The following is a 21454-nucleotide window of genomic DNA, read 5'->3' as shown; positions in this document are numbered from 1 at the left end:
GCGGTGAACGTGCCGGGAGCGGAGGCGGGCGACCTGGCCGAGCGGGTGATCCGGGCGCGCGGGATCCTCCGGAGGAGCTCAGGGCCCGTCCGGAAGGGCGTCCCTCACCCGGAGGCGTGCTGCCAGTAGGGGTCGCGGTAGAGCACGACGGTGGTGCCGCGGAGCAGCTCGTCCGGGGCGGAGACCAGGACCAGCTCGCCTGCGGCTTCGAGCTGGCGCAGGACGTCGCGTACGCGGGGGCCCACGGGCAGGCGGCCGACCGGCAGGCCGAGGGCGGCGCGGACCGTGTCGGCGACCCGGGAGAGCTGGAACGGCCCGGTGAAGGGGGCGATCAGCGTGCGGACGAGGTCGACGGTGATCATGGCCTCGGCCTCGACGTAGGCGAGCTCCCAGGTGAGCTGTGCCTTACGGCGGCCGGTCCCGGCGCAGGCCGTGCACTCCTGGGAGAAGCCCGGCACGATCTCCTCGGTGGTCGAGCCCAGGCACGTGGTGCACTGGTTGGTCTCCGCCGCGTGCGACTCCGCGGCCTCCCGGTCCGCCAGATGCTTGCCGCACAGGCACAGGTAGAGACGGAATCCGCCGCGGACCAGGGTGAGATCGTCGGCGTCGTCGGGGATCTCTTCCCACAGCGCGGTGATCGTGTGCTTCATCATGGTTGTGCGACTCTATCCATCCTGGCCGCCGCCGCGCAGTTCGACCGGGACCAGCCGCATCGGAGCGCTCCACAGCCATTCCTCGGTGACGTAGGTGGCGGTCAGGAGCGTCATCAGGGCCAGGATGCGCTCCATGGAGGTCGAGGGGTGCGCGCCGCAGTCGCCGAAACGGCACATCCACAGCTCGAACAGGCTGTCCTCGCTGAGCTGGTCGTAGACCGAGGGGCGGGCGACGCAGAAGCCGTCCCGCCAGATGTCGACCGAGGTGCCGGCGAGCGGGAAGGCGCCGGCCAGGACCCCGCCGCCGGTGGTGGCCAGCCGGGCGACGCCGTCGTGGACCGGTAGGACGCCCTCGGTCTGGATGAGCGCCACCCCGCCCCCGGGCGGGGTGGCGACCCGCAGGAGCTCGACGGGCGAGGCGTGCTCGGCCTCCCGGAGCGCGCCGGCCTCCACCGGCGGGCAGCGCCCGGGGTCGGCCCCCAGGCGGCGGATGACCTCGTCCTCCTCCACCCCGCCGACGAAGGCGATGCAGAACCCCTCGCTGTAGTCCTCGTAGGAGAACATCATCTCGTCGACGGTGTCCTGGAGCTCGCGGAGCCGCGGGCTGACGCGGGGGGCTCCCGGGAGGGGGACGAACAGGTCCGCGAGGTCGGTGAAGAGAGCCTGGAGACCGGCGGAGCGCCCGGCGATGCACGGCCGCCAGGGGTCGGCGCCCGCGGCGAGCAGGAGCCGGACGGCCTCGTCCTGACCGTGGCGCACGGCCTCCCACAGCGGGGTGGCGCCGTAGCTGTCGGCGGGGTCCACCTCGGCACCCGAGGCCAGGAGCAGCTCGATCACCTTGACCGCTCCCTCCTGGGCGGCCTGGTGCAGGGGCGTCGAGCGGAGCCAGAACAGCCGCTGGCCGGGGTCGAACCCGTCGGCCAGCCGTTCCCGGATCTCCGCCAGGTTGGTGTCACTCCAGGCGCCCGTGCCGCCGACCCACTCGTTGTCGCTCACAGTCATCCCAATCTTGTTGTGCTGAGTGGATCAAATCAGTCGAAGGTGACATTTTCGATCAAAGCCATACGTGACAGCCGGTCGGAGACGCGGGTCGTCTCCGGGAGGCGGTAGTGAGGGGTCAGGGCGAGGACGTTGTGGCAGGCCGTGTCGAGGTCGACGCGGTGGCCGACGGAGACGAAGACCGGTTTGACGCCGTGCCGGGTGCGGAGCACGCGGCCGACGACGTCGCCGTCCAGGGTCAGATCGGTCCACGAGCCCCGCTCGGGCGCGGGGTCGGGGTAGGAGCCGACGAAGGCGGTCTTGCCCACGCCGATCGTGGGCAGGCCGGTCAGCACGCCCAGATGGCAGGCCAGGCCGAAGCGGCGGGGGTGGGCCAGGCCGTACCCGTCGCAGACGATCAGGTCGGGGGCGGCGGTCAGGCGTCCGAGGGCTTCGAGGAGGGCGGGGACCTCCCGGAAGGCCAGCAGGCCGGGGACGTAGTCGAAGGCCACCCTCCCGCCGACGGTCACCTGCTCGACGACCTCCAGCGTGGCCCCGTCCAGTACGGCCACCGCCGCCGCGAGCCGTTGCCCGTCGTAGGCCACGTCCACCCCCGCCACCCTGGCCGGCCGGCGGGGACCCGGCCCTGTCAGGTCGAGCAGCGGCCGGAGCTCGTCCTGGATCGCCTCGGCTTCCTGGATGGTGCGGGGAGTTTGTGCCTTCATATACACATGATCGCTATTTTTAGAGCATGACGACACATAGCGGGAGTTTGCGGCGTTTGCTGAGGTGGCCGGTGAAGTCGCTGCGGGGCGAGGAACTCCAGGAGGCGCTGCTGGACCACCGAGGGGTGGCCGGCGACCGGGCCTACGCGCTGATCGACGGGCGGGACAACCACGACGGCAAGGTCCTGACCGTGCGGCAGCGCCCGGAGATGCTCCACTGGCGCGCCGCCTACGGGGCGGACGACGCGCCGGAGCTGACCGCTCCGGACGGGACCGTCTGGCGGTGGCACGATCCCGGGACGGCCGGCGAGCTGGCGCGCTCGCTCGGGACGCCGCTGCGCCTGCGCGCGGCGGACGGGCAGCAGGACCGGGCGCTGACCGTGCTGGTCACGTTCGAGGCGTCCCTCGCGGCGCTGGAGGAGGAGCTCGGTTCCCCGGTCGACCTGCTCAGGTTCCGCCCCAACCTGCACCTCGGACTGGACGCGCCCGCTTTCGCCGAGGAGAGCTGGGGGGCCGGCACCACGATCACCGTGGGCGAGGCCGAGCTCGCGGTGACCGGGGCCCACACGGGCCCGTGCATCCGCTGCGCCGTGCCCAGCTGGGATCCCGACGGCCGGCAGCGCTGGCCCGAGCTGCAGAAATGGTTGATCGGGGAGCACGAGAACAAGTTCGGCATGATCATGCGGGTGACCCGGCCCGGGGCCGTCCGGCCCGGCGACCCGGCGGCTGTCAGCGCGCGGCACGGCTCCTGACCCGGGGGCCGTCCGGTGCGGGCCCCGAGCGGACCGGCCCGCCGTACCCGGCCCGCCGTACCCGGCCCGCGTGCCGGACGCGGCCCGCCGTGCCCGGCCCGCCGCCGCCCGCCCGCATGCCGGGGCTCCGGGGAAACTAGGGTGCGGTGAGCGGAGAGCTTCGGAGATTCGGAGAAAGGGGCCGGACATGTCGGTTCTCGTGGCGTTCAGCGTGACCCCCGTCGGAGTGGGGGAGGACGTCGGTGAGTTCGTCGCCGAGGCGGTGCGGGTGGTGCGCGCCTCGGGGCTGCCGAACCGTACGGATGCGATGTTCACCACGGTCGAGGGTGACGACTGGGATCAGGTGATGAGCGTCGTCAAGGACGCGGTGGCGGCGGTCGAGGCGCGGTGCGGGCGGGTCAGCCTCGTGCTGAAGGCCGATCTGCGCGCCGGTCAGGGCGGCCGGCTGGAGGCCAAGGTGGCCACCGTCGAGCGGCATCTGGCGTAGCCGCCGCGGGGGAGTCCGCCTCCGGCGCGCGGCCCCGGAAGCCCGGTGGTCCACGGGCGGAGGAGGCCGGCGGATCGTGAGTAGTTTGCGCGGATCATCCGACTTTGAAGGAGTATTGCGGGATGGCGGACAAAGGATCGGCGGGACGTCTTCTCGCGGGCGGGCTGGCGCTGGCCGCACTGGGATGGGCGGTGCGGGAGATCCCGGCGGAGCTGGGCGGCCGGGCCGCGGGGGAGCGGCTGGCCCGGATGCGGCGCTCCCCCCGGTTCCGTGACGGCGTCTTCCACAACGCCGTGCCCGGCTCGTACACGCCCCCGGTGGGCAGCCTCCCGGAGATGCTCCGGGAGATGGTCCTCAACCGCGACGGCCGCCGGCCCGTCGGGCCGGTCCCGCTGGTGACCTCCCCGGTCACCCCGCCGTCCGCGGCCGGGCTGAGCGTCGTCTGGTACGGCCACGCCACCACGCTGGTGGAGATCGAGGGGCGGCGCGTCCTGTTCGACCCCGTGTGGAGCGGGCGCGCCTCGCCCTCGCGGCTGGTCGGCCCGCGGCGGCTGCACCCGCTGCCGGTCCCGCTGGCCGACCTTCCGGCGCTCGACGCGATCGTGATCTCCCACGACCACTACGACCACCTCGACCGGGCGACGGTCCGCGCGCTCACCGCCCTGCAGGGCGCGCCCTTCCTGGTCCCCCTGGGCATCGGCGCTCATCTGGAGCGCTGGGGCGTGCCCGCCTCACGGATCGTCGAGCTCGACTGGGAGGAGGAGGCGAGCGTCGCGGGTCTGCGGTTCGTCGCCACCGCCGCCCGGCACTTCTCCGGACGCGCCTTCACCCGCAACGTCACCCTCTGGGGCTCCTGGGTGGTCGCGGGGCGGGCCAAGCGGGTCTTCTACGCGGGAGACTCCGGCTACTTCGACGGATACGCGGGCATCGGCGCCGCCCACGGCCCGTTCGACCTCACCCTGATGCCGATCGGCGCCTACAGCCCCGCCTGGCCCGACATCCACATGGACCCGGAGGAGGCGGTCAACGCCCACCTCGACCTGGGCGGCCGGCTGTTCCTGCCCGTCCACTGGGGGACCTTCACCCTCGCCCCCCACCCGTGGGCCGAGCCCGTCGACCGCCTGTGGCGCGAGGCGAAGGCCCGCGACGTCCGTCTCGCGGTCCCCCGGCCGGGAGACCGGGTCGACGTCGACGACGTGCCCCTGGTGGACAGCTGGTGGGAGCTGTTCGGCGCCCCGTGAGCTCAGGCAGCCCGCCCGGCCGGCCGGGCGGGCGGGGTGAGGGTCAGAGGGCCGCCCTTCTCGTGGCCGCCAGATAGTCGTCGACGCGCCGCCGGTCCGGTCCGGCCGGCAGCGCGTCGGCGGCCTCCAGGCCCGCGGCCAGCTCCGTGCGCCATCTCTGGACCTCGGCCCAGGAGACCTCGCCCCGCCGTACGGCCAGCAGCCGGTCGCGGTGCTCGTCCATCCGGACCAGCGGCTCGCCGTGCCGGGCCAGGTGCAGGCCGCTGATCAGCAGCCGGATCATGTGCATGGCCTGCTTCCAGTTGGGGCGCTCGGGGTCCAGGCGGCGGAACTGGGCCTCGGCGTATCCGGTGAAGCTCTGGCGGGCGCGTCTGGACACGAAGGCGCTCCGGAGCGCGAGCAGGTCCGCCCCGGCGGGGGAGACGTGCTCGACGATCGGCGACCACAGGCATTCCAGGACCGTCGGGTTGGCCTCCAGCGCGAGGCCGCAGAACCGCTCGACCTCCCAGGAGAACTGCTCCGGCAGCGGCCCCTCGACGTGCGTGGGCGGCTTGGCCAGCCGCCAGAACAGCGGGGTCGGCGCCACGAAGACCCCGCGCCGGTCGACGTCGGAGTCCTCGGTCTCCAGCCCGTAGGCACGGGAGCCGACCACGACCGACAGCACCAGGTGATCGGGGACGAACCGTACTTCCATCCGTCAAGCGTGCCAGCCCGGCCCCCGCCCCGGACACGGGTTTTCCGGCGCCCGGTTTAGGGCGATAGTTCGGTTAATTAATGCTTGTCCCTATTTGCCCTTCGATGATTTGGTTGAAAGCTAAATCAAGTCCTCACGAAGTGGTCCCAGGGTGCGAAAGTGATGAGATCCGGCCTACTGCTCCCAATATGATGTTTCCCGGTTTACCGATCCGCGGGCCGGGCTTGACCGTCGCTTTGCGCGGGTGGCCGGGGTGATCCATCTGGGGGGACAGTGCTGGTCTTCGTCGTGCGGGTTGTGAGGTCACCGGGCCCATGAGTTCACCAGCCGACAGCACGAAGATCACCCTCTACGACTACGAACGGTTCAGCCAGCTCGCCGGGCCCATGACCGAACCGGAGCCGGGCCGGCCGTACCGCGTCCAGTACCGCTCCATGCTCGCCAGCGAGCCGCACCGCGTGCGGGCGGTACTGCTGATGGTCGCCGCGCTCGTCGTGGAGTTCACCATGATGGCCTGGCTGTTGATGCCCGGCCACTGGACGGTGCGGGTCGACCCCTACGGCATGCTCCCGTGGTACATCCCGGTCGCCGACAAGGTCATGCTCGTGGCGATCGCCCTGATCGAGATCTTCCGCCTGGTCAGCGTGGTCTCCAACGTGCACGCCATGCTGGCGGCCAGGGACCCGGTCCCGGTCCCGCCCGAGCGCGGCAGCCGGGTGGCCTTCATCACCACCTGCGTGCCCGGCAAGGAACCGCTGGAGATGGTCCGGGAGACCCTGTCGGCGGCCCTGCAGATCCGCCATGACGGCGTGCTCGACGTGTGGCTGCTGGACGAGGGCGACGACCCCGACATCCGCGAGCTCTGCGACTGGCTGGGCGCCCGCCACTTCAGCCGCAAGGGCGTGCCCGAGTGGAACCGGCCCAAGGGCGCCTTCCGGGCCAGGACCAAGCACGGCAACTACAACAGCTGGCTGTCGGCCCACGGCGACGACTACGACTTCTTCGTCTCCGTCGACACCGACCACGTGCCGCTGCCGGAGTTCTGCGAGCGCATGCTCGGATACTTCCGCGACCCGCGGGTGGCCTTCGTGGTCGGCCCCCAGGTCTACGGCAACTACACCGCCGGGGTCACCAAGGCCGCCGAGAGCCAGCAGTTCCTCTTCCACTCCCTGATCCAGCGCGCCGGCAACCTGTACGGGGCGCCGATGTTCGTCGGCACCAACAACGCCGTGCGGATCCGGGCGCTCAAGCAGATCGGCGGCCTGTACGACTCGATCACCGAGGACATGGCCACCGGCATCGAGTTCCACCGCTCCCGCGACCCGCGGACGGGGGAGCGCTGGATGTCGGTCTACACCCCGGACGTGCTCGCCGTGGGCGAGGGGCCGTCGTCGTGGACCGACTTCTTCAGCCAGCAGCTCCGCTGGAGCAGGGGCACCTACGAGACGCTGCTCACCCAGTTCTGGAAGGCGGCGTTCCGGCTGTCGCCCGGACGGCTGTTCAACTACAGCCTGATGGTGACGTTCTATCCGATGTCCGCGCTCAACTGGCTGCTGGCCGGGCTGAGCGCGACCCTCTTCATGGCGGTGGGCGGCTCCGGCGTGACCGTGCCCATGGACGTGTGGCTGATGCTCTACGGCGACGCGGCGCTGCTGCAGGTCATGCTCTACACCTGGAACCGGCGGCACAACGTCAGCCCGCACGAGCCGGAGGGCTCCTCCGGGGTGGCCGGGATGGTCATGTCGGCGCTGTCGGCGCCCATCTACGTGGCCTCGCTGATCGGGGCCGCGCTGCGGCGGCCGAGCAAGTTCGTGGTCACCCCCAAGGGGGACTCGGCCAGCCCCGACCAGCTCGCCACCTTCCGCATCCACCTGTGGTGGGCCGTGATCTTCGGTGGTGGGCTGCTGCTCACCCTCTTCTGGACCGGGCACGTGCACCTGGTCATGACCCTGTGGGTGATTCTCGCCCTTGTGATCTGCCTGGGGCCCCTGGCGACCTGGGCGTGGACCAGCCGAGGTAACCGTTGAGCCGTCTACGCAAGAACCTGATCGCCGCCGCGGTGATCGCCGCGATCGTCGGGGTCAACCTGCCGGCCGTCGCCGGGTTCGCCTCCCGCAAATGGCACGACTACCAGATCAACCGGGACGACTACAAGGCGCGCTACGGCCACTGGAGCTTCCTGAACGTCCCCAACGAGTTCAAGGTCAACGCCATCCACGCGGCCCTGCTGCGCACCGGCAAGGTGCTCATCGTCGCCGGGTCCGGCAACAACGCCGCAAACTTCGCCAAGGGCACCTTCAAGACCGTGCTCTGGGACCCCACCAAGCCGGGACAGGCCGGCGAGTTCAAGATGATCGACACCCCGGTCGACTTCTTCTGCGCCGGCCACGTGCTGCTGCCCAACGGCAACCTTCTCATCGCCGGCGGCACGCTCCGCTTCGAGGTGCTCAAGAGCAAGGTGAAGCGGGCCGGAGGGGCCCTGGTGGTGAAGAACGAGAGCCCGCACATCCGGCGGCAGCTGCACCCCGGCACCCTGATCGCGGCCCCCAACGGGCGGCTCTACCGGACCACCGCGCACATCACGGTGCCGCCCGCCGAGAAGGTCGAGAGCGGCGTGCCGGGCAAGGTCCGGATCAAGCCCAGCGAGACCAAGGTCTTCGCCGAGTCCGTGGTCGAGGGCGCGCCCGGCGTCTTCACCTCGCCGGGCGGCTACGTCAAATACGAGATCCAGGGGCTGACCGGCCGGGACAAGCGCAACCTGTACGCCATGGGCGCGGACATGACGCTGGAGAAGCAGGACTTCCAAGGCATCAAGGACGCCTACGAGTTCGATCCGATCGCCGAGCGCTACATCAAGGTCCAGGACATGGCCGAGGGCCGCTGGTACCCGACGATGACCGCGCTGCCCGACGGCAAGGTGATGACGGTCTCCGGCCTGGACACCGTGGGGCAGATCACCAGGGACAACGAGTTCTACGACCCCGCCACCCGGACCTGGATCCCCGGGCCCAAGCGCTTCTTCCCCAGCTACCCGGCGCTGTTCCTGCTGGACGACGACACCCTCTTCTTCTCCGGCATGAGCGCCGGATACGGTCCCGGCCAGCTCGCGCTCCGCCCCCCGGGCATCTGGGACTACCGCCACGACACCGACCGCCTGGTGAAGTCCCCCGGCGGCGTCGGCGGCGTGGCGCCGGACGAGATGGAGGCCTTCACCCCGGTCCCCGGGCTGCCCGAGCCCGAACTCAACGAGACCGGCGCCTCGGTGCTGCTGCCCCCCGCCCAGGACCAGCGGATCATGGTGATGGGCGGCGGCCCGGTCGGGGAGCGCCAGCCGGGCCTGCCGAACGCCACCGCCCGGACCGCCATCATCGACCTCAAGCAGCCCGCGCCCCGCTACGTCCGGGGTCCGAACCTGTCCGACCCGGTGCGCTACCCGTCGGCGGTGCTGCTCCCCGACGACACCGTGTTCTCCTTCAACGGCTCCAGCGACTACCGCGGCCGGGGCGACAGCGACGTCCTGCGGGCCGAGGTCTACCGCCCGCAGAGCAACAGCTTCCACGAGGCCGCGGCGCCCGCGGTGGGCCGCAACTACCACGCCGAGGGGCTGCTGCTGCCCGACGGCCGGGTGCTCAGCATGGGCTCCGACCCGCTCTTCGCCGACGAGGCGGGCACGGTGCCCGGCACCTTCGACCAGCGGATCGAGATCTACACCCCGACCTACCTGCACAACGGCGAGAAGCGGCCGATGATCACCGACGGCCGGCGGATGCTGACCCTGGGCTCCCGGGCGGGGTTCAAGACCCCCGACGCCGAGCGCATCAAGGAGGTCCGGCTGATGCGGCCGAGCGCCGTCACCCACGTCACGGACGTGGAGCAGCGCTCCATCAAGGTCGACTTCACCCGGGTGCCCACCGGCATCGTCGTGACGGTCCCGACCAACCCCGCGCTGGTGCCGCCCGGCTGGTACATGATGTTCGGGGTCACCGAGAAGGGGACCCCGTCCCCGGCCCGCTGGGTCCACATCGAAGGAGCTCGATGAACAGCTACGGCCGCGCCGCCGCCGCACTCGCCTTCGCCCTCGTGACGGCGGCCTGCGGGGAGGCCCCGGCCGCTCCCGGCGCGGCCGGCTTCTACGTCGACCCCGAGGGCACCGCGGTCAACGAGGTCCGCAGGCTGGAGGCGGAGGGGAAGACCGAGGACGCGGCGCTGATCCGCAGGATCGCCGACAGGCCGAACGCGATCTGGATCGGCGACCAGGAGCCGTACGCCAGGGTCGCCGACATCACCACCAAGGCGCAGGAGGCCGGCCAGGTGCCGGTCCTGGTGGCCTACCACATCCCCGACCGCGACTGCGGCCGGTTCTCGGCGGGCGGCGCCGCGAGCGCCGACGAATACCGCTCCTGGATCGGCCGCTTCGCCGAGGGCATCGGCGACCGGCCCGCCTGGGTCGTCGTCGAGCCCGACGCGATGGCCCACATCCTCGACAGCTGCACCCAGGGCGGCCGGGCGGCCGAACGCCTCGGCCTGCTCCGCGACGCGGTGCGGGCGCTGAAGAAGCAGCCCAACACCAAGGTCTACCTGGACGCCGGGAACGCCGGCTGGATCGCCGACGCCGGGGCCTGGGCCGAGCCGATGCGGCAGGCCGGGGCGACCGAGGCCGACGGCTTCGCCTTCAACGTCAGCAACTTCTTCACCACCGAGGAGAGCGTCGCCGCCGCCCAGCGCCTGTCGGACGTGCTCGGCGGGGCGCACTACGTGATCGACACCTCGCGCAACGGCAACGGCCCGCTCCACGGAGCCCAGGGCGACGACACCTGGTGCAACCCCAAGGGGCGGGCGCTGGGCGCGGAGCCGACCACCCGGACCGGGCACGAGCGGGTGGACGCCTTCCTGTGGATCAAGCGGCCGGGGGAGTCCGACGGCGACTGCCACCGTGGCGAGCCCCGGCCGGGTGAGTGGTTCTCCCACTACGCGCTGGAGCTCGTCCGAAACGCCGGGTGACCGCTTGATTCGTTACATCCTGGATCTTGCATGTGAAGATTGCCACGCAGGAGATTGACCGGAGCAGTCAGATTTTCATCGACCCTCTCGGAGTCCCCCTCGATGAACAGATGGAAGACAGTCCTCATCGCCGTGGCGGTGGCCGTACCCTCCGGCGCCCTGCCCGCCGCGGCCGCGCAACCCGCGCCCGCTCTGATCGAGAACAACGAGACCCAGCCCATCTACTCGCGCGCCGACGCCCTGACCGAGACCGTGTTCGTCGAGGTCGCCGGGGTCGACAGCGACCGTGACGGCCGCCCGGACCGGGTGGCCGTCGACATCATGCGGCCCAAGGAGACCGCGTCCGGGCTGAAGGTCCCCGTCATCATGGAGGCCAGCCCCTACTACGCGGGCGGCAACGACGTGCCCAACCACGTCGTGGACCTCGACGGCTCCGACCCGGCGGGCATGGAGTACCGGCGCAACAAGTTCGACGACCTGCGTGACGAGATGTTCGGCCTCGACGAGAGCGGGCCCACCTCCCGCGCGGTCGCGCCGCCCTTCCGCGGCTACTACGACAACTACTTCGTCCCGCGCGGCTACGCGATCGCGCTGGTGGAGAACCTCGGCTCCGGCCGCGCGACCGGCTGCCCGACGACCGGCCTGGACAACGAGACCGCCGGGCCCAAGGCCGCCATCGACTGGCTCAACGGCCGGGCCCGCGGCTTCGACGCCTCCGGCAACGAGGTCCGGGCCGACTGGTCGACCGGGAACGTCGGCATGACCGGCGTCTCCTACAACGGGACGCTCCCCAACGCCGTCGCCGCCACCGGGGTCAGGGGGCTCAAGACGATCGTGCCGATCGCGGCCATCTCCTCCTGGTACGACTACTACCGGGCCAACGGCGCGGTGCTCGCCCCCGGCGGCTACCAGGGTGAGGACGCCGACGTGCTCGCCCGCTACGTCCTCACCCGCGAGAACGCCGAGCAGGCCTGCGGCGCGCTGGTGGACCAGATCGAGCGCGACCAGGACCGCGTCACCGGCGACTACTCCGCGTTCTGGGACGGGCGCAACTACCTCAACGACGTGAACAAGGTCCGCGCCAGCGTCTTCCTGGTCCACGGCCTCAACGACTGGAACGTCAAGACCAAGCAGGCCGTCCAGTGGTGGGACGCGCTCGCCGAGCGCGGCGTGCCGCGCAAGATCTGGCTCCACCAGGGCGCCCACTTCAACCCCTTCTCCTTCGCCCAGCGCAACGCCGAGTGGCTGCGCCAGCTCCACCGCTGGTTCGACTTCCACCTGTACGGCCTGCGCAACGGCATCATGGACGAGCCGCAGGCGGACGTGGAGTCGGGTCCGGGCCAGTGGGCCCAGCACGCCTCGTGGCCGCTGCCCGGCACCGCCGACGTACGGCTGCGCCTGGCCGCCGGGGCGGACGGCCGCAACGGCACGCTGAGCCGGGAGCGCTCCGGCGGCCGCGCCGTGGAGTCCTTCACCGACCAGAACACCCGCACCGCCGAGCAGCTCGTCGAGAACGTCGCGGCCACCGACCCGAACCGGCTGGCCTACCTGTCGTCCCCGCTGGCCAAGGACGCCCGGCTCTCCGGCACCCCGAGCGTCTCGATCAAGGCGGCCTTCGAAGGCGGGCGCTCGCCGTACCTGACGGCCCTGCTGGTCGACTACGGCACCGACACCCGCGCCTACGGCGGCGTCAGCTACGGCCCCGACCAGGTCTGCTACGGCCAGGGCGTGCCGGGTGACACCGGCTGCACCCGCCTGGCCCAGCACGTCACGGTGACCGCCCCCTACAAGATCATCACCAGGGGCTGGCTCGACGTCCGCAACCGCCACTCCGCCTCCCGGACCGACCTGCTCCGTGAGGGCCGCTTCTACGACTTCGACGTCGACCTCCAGCCCAGCGACTACGTCATCAAGGCCGGTCACCGGATCGGGGTCGTGCTCATCTCCACCGACCGCGACTTCACCCTCCGCCTGCCCGCCGGGACCGCCGTCTCGGTCCAGCCCGGCGCCGGCTCGGTCGAGCTCCCCCTCGTCGGCGGCCGCTCGGCCCTCGGCTGAGCGGTGCCCGCCACCTCACCGGGGTGTCCCTGAGGGATGACCCTGGCTTGTCCCTGACTTCGCCGCCCGGCCCTGCCGCCGGGCGGCGCCGGCGAATAGCGTTGGACACATGGGACGAATTCTGTTGATCGTGGCGGCCGTGGTGCTCGCCTTCATCCTGTTCGGCTGGCTCCTGGGCATCGTCTTCACGCTGCTCAAGTGGGCTCTGATCATCGGCGTGGTCGCCGTGGTGGCCATGTTCGTGGCCAAGCTGTTCCGCTCCTCCCGCGTCCGCGACTGACCGCCGGCCCGGGTCCGCGAGATCCTCGTGGACCCGCGCCGCCCGGGGCCCGGCCGGCCGCCTCAGCAGGGCCTGCTCACCCGCCCCCCGGCGACCACACACGACAGCTCGCAGTGCCGCGCGGCCAGGGCCACGTCATGGCTGATGACGACAAGGGCGAGACCGCGTCCGCGGCGCAGCCCGCTCAGCAGCTCCATGATCGACTCCGCGGTCGCCGGGTCGAGCGCGGACGTCACCTCGTCGCAGATCAGCACGTCCGGGTCGGCGGCGAGTGCGCGGGCGACGGCCACCCGCTGGCGCTGGCCGCCGGAGAGCTCGTGCGGCAGGCGCCGGGCGGTCTCGGCCGGCAGGCCGACGTCCTCCAGCAGCCGGCCGACCCGCGCGGCGCCGCTCTCGGGGCGCCGGTGGAGCCGCAGGGGGCGGGCGATCGCCTCGCCGACCGTGCGGACCGGGTTGAGGGTGCCCAGCGGGTCCTGTGGGACGAGCTGGATCCGGCGGCACTGCTCGCGGTCGCGCCGGGCGGCCCGCAGCGGGAGCGGGCGGCCGTCGAGCTCGACGGCGCCCTCCGCCTGGGAGTGCAGCCCGCTGAGGACCCGGGCCAGGGTGGTCTTGCCCGAGCCGGAGATCCCGCTCACCGCCAGCGCGGCACCCGGGCGCAGGTCGAGGTCCACCCCGGACAGGATCGTCCGTGACCCCGCCCACGCCGACAGACCCCGCACGGTGAGCAGCGGCGGCCGCTCCGGGGACGTCCCGCGGCGCGGGGAGGGCGTGGCGCGGGGCCGCCGGGGCGTGCCGGACTCCACCACCTCGTCGGCGATCCTGGCCACCAGGTCCGGATCGTGGGAGGCCAGCACCACGGCCATGCCGCGCCGGTCGGCCAGCTCCCGGATCAGCTCGCCGACCTCCGCGCACAGCGCCGCGTCCAGCCCGGCCGTCGGCTCGTCCAGCAGCAGCAGGTCGGGGCGGCGGGACAGGGCGCGGGCGATGGCCAGGCGCCGCTGCTGCCCGCCGGACAGCTGGTGCGGGCGGCGGGTGAGCATCTCGCCGGTGCCGGGCAGCCGGACCTCGGTGAGGAGCCGCCGCAGGGCGTCCGGCGACGGACGCGCGGGGGAGAGCTCGCCGAGCAGCCGCCGCACCCGCATCCGGGGATTGAGGCGTGCGGCCGGGTCTTGGTCCACGTAGCCGACGTGGTCACGGCGGACCGCGCGCAGCCGCACCGGGTCCAGCCCGAACATGTCGTGGCCGAGCACCCGCGCCCGCCCGGAGCGCAGGACCAGGCCGCCGGGCAGGGCGCCGAGGAAGGCGCGCAGCAGCGTGCTCTTGCCCGCCCCGGACGGTCCGACGAGCGCCACGACCCGCCCCCGGACGGCGGTGACGGCGGGCCCCGTCACCACGGCCGTGCCCTCGTGGTCGGCCAGCACCAGCGCGTCGAGCTCGGCGACGGTCGCGCCGGCCCGGCCGTCCGGGGAGGCCGGGCCCCGGGACCCGGGGACGCCCGGGACCGCCCCGGCCGGCCCCGGCGGGTCCGGGAGCGGGCCGCCGGGTTCCACGACCTTCGTCGCCGGGGCGCCCGGGTCCGGGATGCTCATCGCCGATCCACCACCTGTCGTCCGGTCCGCGGCGCGAGCGCCGAGGCCGTCACCTGCACCGCGCCGGCCAGCAGGCCGATGGCCAGGCTGGGCGCGATCACCGCCCACGGGTTGAGCATGACGCCCGGGCCGTTCTCCCGGATCATCAGAGCCCAGTCGGCGGCCGGCGGCTCCGGGCCGACCTCCAGGAACGCCGCCGTGGACACCACATAGACCGCCGCCACGAAGCGCAGGCCCAGCAGGGTCAGCAGGGTCGAGCGCAGGTTGGGCAGCACCTCGCGCCAGACCAGCCGGGGCAGCCGTTCGCCCCCCGCCACCGCCGCCTCCACATAGCCCGACCCGGCGATCGGGGCGGCGGCCCCCGCCACGACCCGGACGGCGTACGGCAGGCCGACCGCGGTGGCCGCGGTGACCAGCGCGAGCCGGCCGCCACCGTCCCAGGAGAGGACCACCAGCAGCACGGCGAGCACGGCCGGCAGCAGGATCATCACGTCGCAGGCCCACTCGACGGCCCGCCCGACGGCCGGGCGCAGCGCCGCGACGGTGCCGAGCGCCGCGGCGAGCAGCGTGACGAGACAGGCGACGAGGGCGGAGGTGACCAGCAGCTCGCCGCCCCCGGCCAGCAGGCGGCTCAGCACGTCCCGGCCGAGCTGGTCACCGCCCAGGGGGAGGCCGGGGGCGGGAGAGGCGTAGGGGATGGCGACCGGGGTGTCGACGGGGTGGGGCGCGAGCAGCGGCCCGGCGAGCGCCAGCCCGATGACCGCGATCGAGGGGACGGCCGACACCGCCGCCCGGACGCGGCGCCGCGCGGGCCCCGTCCGGCCCGCCGGGGTTCCGTCCGCCGGGGTTCCGTCCACCGGGGTTCCGTCCACTGCGGTTCCGCCCGCCGGGGTTCTATCCGTGGCCGGTCCGCCCCGGCCGGATCCGCCCGGTGCCGGGTCCTCCGCCGCCGGGGCGGGCCCTCCGGGACTCATGGCCGCCGCACCGAGGTCCGGTCCCGGATCAGGTCCGAGGCGACGAGCACGGCGAGGATCACCGCTCCGGTGACCGCCACGACCCCCGCGACCAGCGGGGTGTCGCGGTCCCGCACGGCTCCGGCGAGGACCGTGCCCAGTCCCGGGTAGTTGAAGATCGTCTCCACCACCACCGCGCCGCCGAGCAGCATGCCGGCCGAGGTGGCGGCGCCCGCGGCGATGGCGGGCAGGGCGCCGGGGAGCACGTGCCACAGGAGCACCCGGGCCGGCGGGAGCCCGTCCAGGGTCGCGGCCTCGACGTGCGGGGCGGCCGCCTCGTCGGCCAGCGAGGCGCGGACGATGCGGGTGTTCCACCCGATCTGCGGCACGGCCAGCGCCAGGACGGGCAGGACGAGCATGTTCCAGGAGGCCGGACGGCCCGTCGTGCCGGTCAGCGTGACCGCCGGCAGCAGGCCGGTCCAGAGGGCGAGGACCAGCACCAGGACGCTCGCGACCACGAACTCCGGAAGCGCCATGACGATCGTCGAGGTCCCGGAGACCGCCCGGTCGAGCCACGACAGGGGCCGCAGCGCGGCGCCGCCGCCCAGGACGAGCGCCGCGGCCATGGTCAGGACCAGGGCGAGGCCGCCGAGCAGCAGTGTGTTGGGGAAGTGGCGGCCGATGACCTCGGAGACCTGTTCCCCGCGTGCCGTCACGCCCAGGTCGCCGGTGGGCAGCGCGGTCATCCAGTCCGTGAAACGGCTCCAGAGCAGCCGGTCGAGCCCGAGCTCGGCCCGCCGCGCCGCGACGTCCGCCGCCGAGGCGCCCCGGTCGACCGTGGACCTGGCCGCGTCGCCCGGCAGGAACTCCACCGCCGCGAAGACCAGGGCGAGCAGCACCGCCAGCAGCGCCACCCGCCCGGCCAGGAACACGGCGAGGCGCCTCAGGTGGCCAGCCACGCGCGCTCGAGCTGGACGCGGCCGTAGCCGGGGAGGGTGGGCAGGTCGTGGACCTTGGGGGAGGCCAGGTCCAGTCCGTCGGCCATACCCCACAGCAGGTAGCCGGAGCGCTCGTGCTCGATCCTCTGCATCTCCCGGAGGAACGGCGCACGTTCGGCGGTGTCCACGGTGCCGACGGCCTTGCGGTAGGCCGCGTCGAAGGCCGGGTCCTTCCAGCCGGCCTCGTTCTGGGCGGCGTCGGAGCCGAGGGTCTTGCCGGCGAAGAAGACCACCGAGTCGTTGGTGCCCCAGTAGGTGGTGTAGAGGGGGGCCTTGAGCCAGGTCTTCTCCCAGAAGACGCTCGGGTCCTGCTTGACGACCTTGACGTTCAGCCCGGCCTCGCGGACCTGGGTGGCGAACAGGGTCGCCGACTCGGCCAGGCCGGGGATGTCCTCGGTGGTGAACAGCTCGTAGGTCTGGGACAGGTCCAGGCCCGCCTGGCCGAGGAGCCGCTCGGCCTGTGCCAGGTCGCGGGCGCGCTGCGGGATGTCCTTGGCGTAGGCCGGATCGCCGGTGCCGAGGACGTCGTTGGCGACCGCGCCGTAGCCGGACAGCACCTGCCTGACCATGGCCTCCCGGTCGACGGCCAGGCGCAGCGCCAGCCGTACGCGCTCGTCGGCGAAGGGGCCGTCGGCGGTGCGCATCACGATCGGCATGGCCATGTCGTCGGGGCGGCGGATCACCTGGACACCGTCCCTGCCCTCGGCGGTGCGGGCGGCGACCGCGCCCACGTTGGAGGCCAGGTCGATCTGGCCGGTCAGCATGGCGTTGGCCATGGCCTGCGGCGACTCGAACATACGCACCTCGATGGCGTCCAGCGGGACCTCGCCGCCGTGCCAGGAGTCGTTGCGGACCAGGCGGGCGCTGCCGTTCCGGAAGGACTCCAGGCGGAACGGGCCGGTGCCCGGCGCCTCCGCCACGTCCTTGGTGTCCTCCTTCAGGACGAAGGTGGTCAGCCGGAGCAGCAGCGGCACCTCGCTGTTGGGGTAGGCGCTGGTGAGCGTCACGGCGTCGCGGCCGTCGGCCCTGATCCCGCCGGCCTCGATGCCGGGCAGCCGGGTCGCGCCGGCCGGTGTGGCGCGCAGCCTCCGCAGCGACCAGACGACGTCCTCGGCGGTGACCGGCGTCCCGTCGTGGAAGGTCGCGCCCTCGGCGATCGTGAAGCGCCACCGCTTCAGGTCGTCGCTGGGCTCCCAGGCGCTGGCCAGGCGCGGGGCCACGTTGGGAGAGGCGCCGGGGACGGTCAGCGCGTCGTGGACCAGGGCGAGGATGAGGTAGTCGCTCTCGTTGACCTGGACGCCGTGCGGGTCGCGGGTGATCGAGGACGCCTTGCCGAGCGCGCCCACCCGCAGGACCCCGCCGCGCACGGGTCCCGCCGCCACGGAGCCGGAGCCCGAGGGCACGGGGGTGGCGGAGGCGGGGGCACCCGACGGGGAGGACCCGCACGCGGCCAGGAGCAGGCCGGCTCCCACTCCCGCGCCGGTCCCGAACAGCTGCCGCCTCGTCAAACTCACGACCATCCCACTTCCGCGTCCGCGATTCAAGGTAAGGTATGCCTATCCTAAAGCTAAAGCCATGGCAAATGGGGAGTAAAGGTGTTTCACGAGAGCCGGAAGCTTGCGGCGCTTGCGCTGCCCCTGGCCCTCACCCAGCTCGCCCAGGTTGCGCTGACGACCACCGACACGGTGATGATGGGCCTGCTCGGCACCGAGGCGCTCGCCGCCGGCGGCCTGGCGATCGTGCTGTTCAACCAGCTCAGGACCATGGGTGTGGGGCTGGTGACGGGTCTGGGCAACCAGGTGGCCGCGGCGGCCGCGCGCGGCGGCCGGCGGTCGGAGCTGCGTGACCTCGTACGGGCGGGCATGGCGCTGGCCACGCTCGCCGGGGTGGCGGGCGCGCTGCTCATGGTGGGTCTGGGGCACCTGCTCGCCTGGCTCGGCCAGGACCCCCGGGTGATCGAGCTCGCCCGGCCGATGCTGCTGGCCCTCGCGCCCGGCCTGGTGCCGTGCCTGTGGTTCCAGGTGATCCGCCAGTTCACCGTCGGCATGCGGCGGCCCAAGGCACTGGTGTGGATCACGGTGGCGTCCATCGCCGTGAACGCCGGCCTCAACTGGACGCTCATCCAGCTGACCGGTCTCGCCGGGGTGGGGCTGGCGACCGCGCTGGTCTACCTGCTGTCCTTCCTGGCGCTCTACGCGATCACCCGGCGGGATCCGGTGCTCGCCCCGATGCTGGCCCTGGACGCCTGGCGGGTCCGCCCCGAACGCCTGCGCGGGCTGACCCGGCTCGGCGTGCCGATCGCGGCGACCTACGGCTCCGAGGCCGGCTTCTTCTCGGTGGTCGCGCTCCTGATGGGCAGCTTCGGCGCCGCCGCGCTCGCCGCCCACACGGCCGTGAACCAGCTCGTCTACATCGTCTTCCAGGTGAGCGTCGGGCTGTCGCACGCCGCCTCGATCAGCGTCAGCGGACAGGTCGCGGTCGGCGAGTACGGCTCCGCCGCGCGGGTCGGCCGGACCGCGCTCGTCCACGGGGCCCTGGCCGTGACCGTCGTCGGCGCCGCCTACCTGCTCCTGCCCGGCGCCGTCCTGGGCCCCTTCCTGGACGGCGACCCCGCGGCGCTCGCCGTGGCCGCCGACCTCCTCGTGGTGGCCGCCGTGCTGCAGTATTTCGACAGCGCCCAGAACATCGGCGTCGGCCTGCTGCGCGGCCTCGACGACACCACGTCGGGCTTCCGGATGACCCTGATCGGCTACTGGGCCGTCGGCCTGCCGGCCGCCTGGCTGCTCGGCCGCGCCGCCGGACTCGGACCGGTCGGCGCCTGGGTGGGCCTGCTGGCCGGGCTGGCCGTCACCGCGCTCCTGCTCCTGACCCGTTTCCGCCGCGCCCTCGGCGGACGCGGCGGCGCGGCCGTGCGCGGCGCGGCCCGCTGACCTCACCCTCCGGTGGCCCGCGGGGTCCCACGGCGCCGGCCGCCGGGCACAGTCCGGCCCGTGTCGGGCACAGTCCGGCCCGTGCCGGGCGCGGTGGAGCGGGTCCGGCCGGGGCGGGGCGCCTTACCAGCGGCGGCGTTCCGCGCCGAGCCCGAGGGCCCTGGCCACCTCGCCGATGTTGTGGAACTCGCCGTCGGGCAGGTCGCGCAGGCTCTCGACGATGGCGTCGGGTGCCAGCTTCGTCTCGGCGTGGGCCAGGAGCTCGTCACGGTCCGACGGCCAGTGGGCGTCGCTCAGCCATTTCGCGAGGGCGCTGCGGCGCTCGACGGCCGTCGGGGTGATCCCCTCGGGGGTGCCGGGGGCGTGCCCCGGTGGATACCTCCTGGGGGCCGCCTCCTCCTCGGGGTCGACCATCCCTCCGGGGTCGGCCCACTCCTCGGCGTGGGTGGGGCCGGTGCCGCGGACGACACCCTCGGTCTCGTGCTTCTGCTCCTCGTCGACGCGCGGGCCGTGCTTGGCGCTGCCACGTTCAGCAATCATTACCTTGACCTCCCGAAACAGGGTCGTCAGGTGTCCCGTACCCATTACCGGCGTCCCCAACATCCCCTGCGCTCCGGCCGGACCCCACCCCTCCGGACGGCCGTGTAAACCACCCGGAAGGGGGCACGTGGCCGGTAAAGGGTTGCCGAGGAGGCATCGATGGCGATCGCAACGGTCAACCCCGCCACGGGGGAGACGCTGAAGACCTTCGAACCGCTGAGCGAGCACGAGGTGGACGAGCGGCTCGCCCTCGCCGCCGCGGAGTTCCGGACCTACCGGGCCACCGACTTCAAGCAGCGGGCGGCGTGGATGCAGAGCGCCGCCGGCCTGCTGGAGTCGGAGCAGGAGGAAGTGGCCCGGCTGATGACCACCGAGATGGGCAAGACGCTGACCGCGGCCCGGAGCGAGGTGGCCAAGTGCGTGAAGGGGATGCGCTACTACGCCGAGCACGCCGAGGAGTTCCTGGCCGACGAGCCGGTGGACGCGCCCGCCGTGGCCGCGCGGCGGGCGTACGCGCGCTACCAGCCGCTGGGGCCGGTGCTCGCGGTGATGCCGTGGAACTTCCCGCTGTGGCAGGCGGTCCGGTTCGCCGCGCCGGCGCTGATGGCCGGCAACGTGGGGCTGCTCAAACACGCCTCGAACGTGCCGCAGACCGCGCTCTACCTGGGCGGGCTGTTCGCCAGGGCGGGCTTCCCCCCGGGCTGCTTCCAGACCTTGCTGATCGGGTCCGGGCAGGTCGAGGCGGTGCTGCGGGACCGCAGGGTGGTGGCGGCCACGCTGACCGGCTCCGAGCCGGCCGGCCGGTCGGTGGCCTCGATCGCGGGGAGCGAGGTCAAGAAGACCGTCCTGGAGCTGGGCGGCTCGGACCCCTACGTCGTGATGCCGTCCGCCGACCTCGACGCCGCCGCCGCCACCGCGGTCACCGCGCGGGTGCAGAACAACGGCCAGTCGTGCATCGCCGCCAAGCGGTTCATCGTGCACACCGAGGTGTACGACGACTTCACCGGCCGGTTCGTGGCGCGGATGGAGGCACTCCGGGTGGGGGACCCGATGGACGACTCGACCGATGTGGGGCCGCTCGCCACCCGGCAGGGACGCGACGACGTGGAGAAGATCGTGGCCGACGCGGCCGGGCGCGGCGCGCGGGTGCTGTGCGGGGGATGGAGCCCCGACCTGCCCGGCTGGTTCTACCAGCCGACCGTGATCGCCGACATCACCCCGGAGATGAGGCTGTTCGGCGAGGAGGTGTTCGGCCCGGTGGCCTCGCTGTACCGGGCCGGCGACATCGACGAGGCCCTCGCCCTGGCCAACGCCACCTCCTTCGGGCTCGGCGCCAACGCCTGGACCACCGACCCCGTCGAGCAGGAGCGCTTCGTCACCGAGCTGGAGGCCGGTCTGGTCTTCGTCAACGGCATGGTCACCTCCTACCCCGAGCTGCCCTTCGGCGGGGTCAGGAACTCCGGGTACGGCCGGGAGCTGTCGGCGCACGGCATCCGCGAGTTCTGCAACCTCAAGGCCGTCTGGATCGGCTGAGCCGCCGGCCGGCCCGGGGGGAGGGCGGAGTTGTCGCGGACC

At 72.9% G+C, this 21454-nt stretch carries 19 protein-coding genes; 10 read left to right on the top strand and 9 right to left on the bottom strand.

Features of this window, described 5'->3' with window-relative positions; genetic code table 11:
* Positions 1-104: 104 nt before the first annotated feature.
* Genes J2S55_RS46155 through J2S55_RS46145 form a run of 3 tightly spaced genes read right to left on the bottom strand, consistent with a single transcriptional unit; the run spans position 105 to position 2356 of the window.
* Entirely contained in the window at positions 105-653 is a 549-nt protein-coding gene (locus J2S55_RS46155) for a hypothetical protein (protein WP_306874812.1), read from the bottom strand.
* A 12-nt stretch (positions 654-665) separates the two neighbouring features.
* Complete coding sequence (locus tag J2S55_RS46150; protein ID WP_306874810.1) at positions 666-1655, bottom strand: ankyrin repeat domain-containing protein; 990 nt, start codon at positions 1653-1655, stop codon at positions 666-668.
* A 29-nt stretch (positions 1656-1684) separates the two neighbouring features.
* Positions 1685-2356, bottom strand: a complete 672-nt coding sequence (locus tag J2S55_RS46145) for an endonuclease V (RefSeq protein ID WP_306874807.1) — start codon at positions 2354-2356, stop codon at positions 1685-1687.
* A 26-nt stretch (positions 2357-2382) separates the two neighbouring features.
* Here J2S55_RS46145 and J2S55_RS46140 point away from each other — a divergent pair, with 26 nt between their 5' ends.
* The 3 genes from J2S55_RS46140 (at position 2383) to J2S55_RS46130 (ending at position 4836) form a co-directional block, all read left to right on the top strand.
* Positions 2383-3108: an MOSC domain-containing protein gene (locus tag J2S55_RS46140; RefSeq protein WP_306874804.1), complete on the top strand. Its 726-nt coding sequence runs from the start codon at positions 2383-2385 to the stop codon at positions 3106-3108.
* Positions 3109-3295: 187 nt separating this feature from the next.
* Positions 3296-3595: an MTH1187 family thiamine-binding protein gene (locus J2S55_RS46135; protein WP_306874801.1), complete on the top strand. Its 300-nt coding sequence runs from the start codon at positions 3296-3298 to the stop codon at positions 3593-3595.
* A gap of 122 nt (positions 3596-3717) precedes the next feature.
* Positions 3718-4836, top strand: coding sequence for an MBL fold metallo-hydrolase (locus J2S55_RS46130; protein ID WP_306874798.1), 1119 nt, complete (start codon positions 3718-3720; stop codon positions 4834-4836).
* A 43-nt stretch (positions 4837-4879) separates the two neighbouring features.
* Here the strand turns inward: J2S55_RS46130 and J2S55_RS46125 are convergent, their stop codons facing one another.
* On the bottom strand, positions 4880-5530 hold the full coding sequence (locus tag J2S55_RS46125; RefSeq protein ID WP_306874795.1) for a nucleotidyltransferase domain-containing protein: 651 nt from the start codon (positions 5528-5530) through the stop codon (positions 4880-4882).
* Between the two features lie 314 nt (positions 5531-5844).
* Between J2S55_RS46125 and J2S55_RS46120 the strand changes: the two genes are divergently transcribed.
* The 5 genes from J2S55_RS46120 to J2S55_RS46100 all read left to right on the top strand — a co-directional run bounded on the left by J2S55_RS46120 (position 5845) and on the right by J2S55_RS46100 (position 12869).
* On the top strand, positions 5845-7557 hold the full coding sequence (locus J2S55_RS46120; RefSeq protein WP_306874792.1) for a glycosyltransferase family 2 protein: 1713 nt from the start codon (positions 5845-5847) through the stop codon (positions 7555-7557).
* Positions 7554-9569: a radical copper oxidase GlxA gene (glxA, locus tag J2S55_RS46115; protein WP_306874789.1), complete on the top strand. Its 2016-nt coding sequence runs from the start codon at positions 7554-7556 to the stop codon at positions 9567-9569. The genes J2S55_RS46120 and glxA overlap by 4 nt, the downstream gene beginning before the upstream one ends.
* Positions 9566-10531, top strand: coding sequence for a glycoside hydrolase family 6 protein (locus tag J2S55_RS46110; RefSeq protein ID WP_306874786.1), 966 nt, complete (start codon positions 9566-9568; stop codon positions 10529-10531). Before glxA ends, J2S55_RS46110 begins: the two co-directional genes overlap by 4 nt.
* A 102-nt stretch (positions 10532-10633) precedes the next feature.
* A complete protein-coding gene (locus J2S55_RS46105; protein ID WP_306874783.1) occupies positions 10634-12589 on the top strand; it encodes a Xaa-Pro dipeptidyl-peptidase in 1956 nt (651 codons plus the stop codon).
* A gap of 109 nt (positions 12590-12698) precedes the next feature.
* Positions 12699-12869, top strand: coding sequence for a hypothetical protein (locus tag J2S55_RS46100; RefSeq protein ID WP_306874780.1), 171 nt, complete (start codon positions 12699-12701; stop codon positions 12867-12869).
* A gap of 62 nt (positions 12870-12931) precedes the next feature.
* Here J2S55_RS46100 and J2S55_RS46095 read toward each other — a convergent pair whose 3' ends face one another.
* From J2S55_RS46095 to J2S55_RS46080, 4 genes are all read right to left on the bottom strand, one after another.
* On the bottom strand, positions 12932-14458 hold the full coding sequence (locus J2S55_RS46095) for an ABC transporter ATP-binding protein (RefSeq protein WP_306874775.1): 1527 nt from the start codon (positions 14456-14458) through the stop codon (positions 12932-12934).
* Complete coding sequence (locus J2S55_RS46090) at positions 14455-15315, bottom strand: ABC transporter permease (RefSeq protein WP_306874772.1); 861 nt, start codon at positions 15313-15315, stop codon at positions 14455-14457. Before J2S55_RS46090 ends, J2S55_RS46095 begins: the two co-directional genes overlap by 4 nt.
* A 113-nt stretch (positions 15316-15428) precedes the next feature.
* Entirely contained in the window at positions 15429-16370 is a 942-nt protein-coding gene (locus tag J2S55_RS46085) for an ABC transporter permease (protein WP_306874769.1), read from the bottom strand.
* Positions 16355-17923 carry an ABC transporter substrate-binding protein gene (locus tag J2S55_RS46080; protein WP_306874766.1) on the bottom strand — a complete coding sequence of 523 codons (1569 nt, stop codon included), beginning with the start codon at positions 17921-17923 and terminating at the stop codon, positions 16355-16357. The genes J2S55_RS46085 and J2S55_RS46080 overlap by 16 nt, the downstream gene beginning before the upstream one ends.
* Positions 17924-18004: 81 nt before the next feature.
* Here J2S55_RS46080 and J2S55_RS46075 point away from each other — a divergent pair, with 81 nt between their 5' ends.
* Positions 18005-19339, top strand: a complete 1335-nt coding sequence (locus J2S55_RS46075) for an MATE family efflux transporter (protein WP_306874763.1) — start codon at positions 18005-18007, stop codon at positions 19337-19339.
* Positions 19340-19462: 123 nt separating this feature from the next.
* Here J2S55_RS46075 and J2S55_RS46070 read toward each other — a convergent pair whose 3' ends face one another.
* Entirely contained in the window at positions 19463-19879 is a 417-nt protein-coding gene (locus J2S55_RS46070; RefSeq protein WP_306874760.1) for a DUF2795 domain-containing protein, read from the bottom strand.
* A gap of 159 nt (positions 19880-20038) precedes the next feature.
* Here J2S55_RS46070 and J2S55_RS46065 point away from each other — a divergent pair, with 159 nt between their 5' ends.
* Complete coding sequence (locus J2S55_RS46065) at positions 20039-21412, top strand: NADP-dependent succinic semialdehyde dehydrogenase (RefSeq protein ID WP_306874757.1); 1374 nt, start codon at positions 20039-20041, stop codon at positions 21410-21412.
* The last annotated feature ends 42 nt before the right edge of the window (positions 21413-21454 follow it).

This window comes from Streptosporangium brasiliense (assembly GCF_030811595.1).
Lineage (GTDB): Bacteria > Actinomycetota > Actinomycetes > Streptosporangiales > Streptosporangiaceae > Streptosporangium > Streptosporangium brasiliense.
Note: the sequence above shows the minus strand (reverse complement) of the source record. Positions and strands in the feature narration are given on the sequence as shown.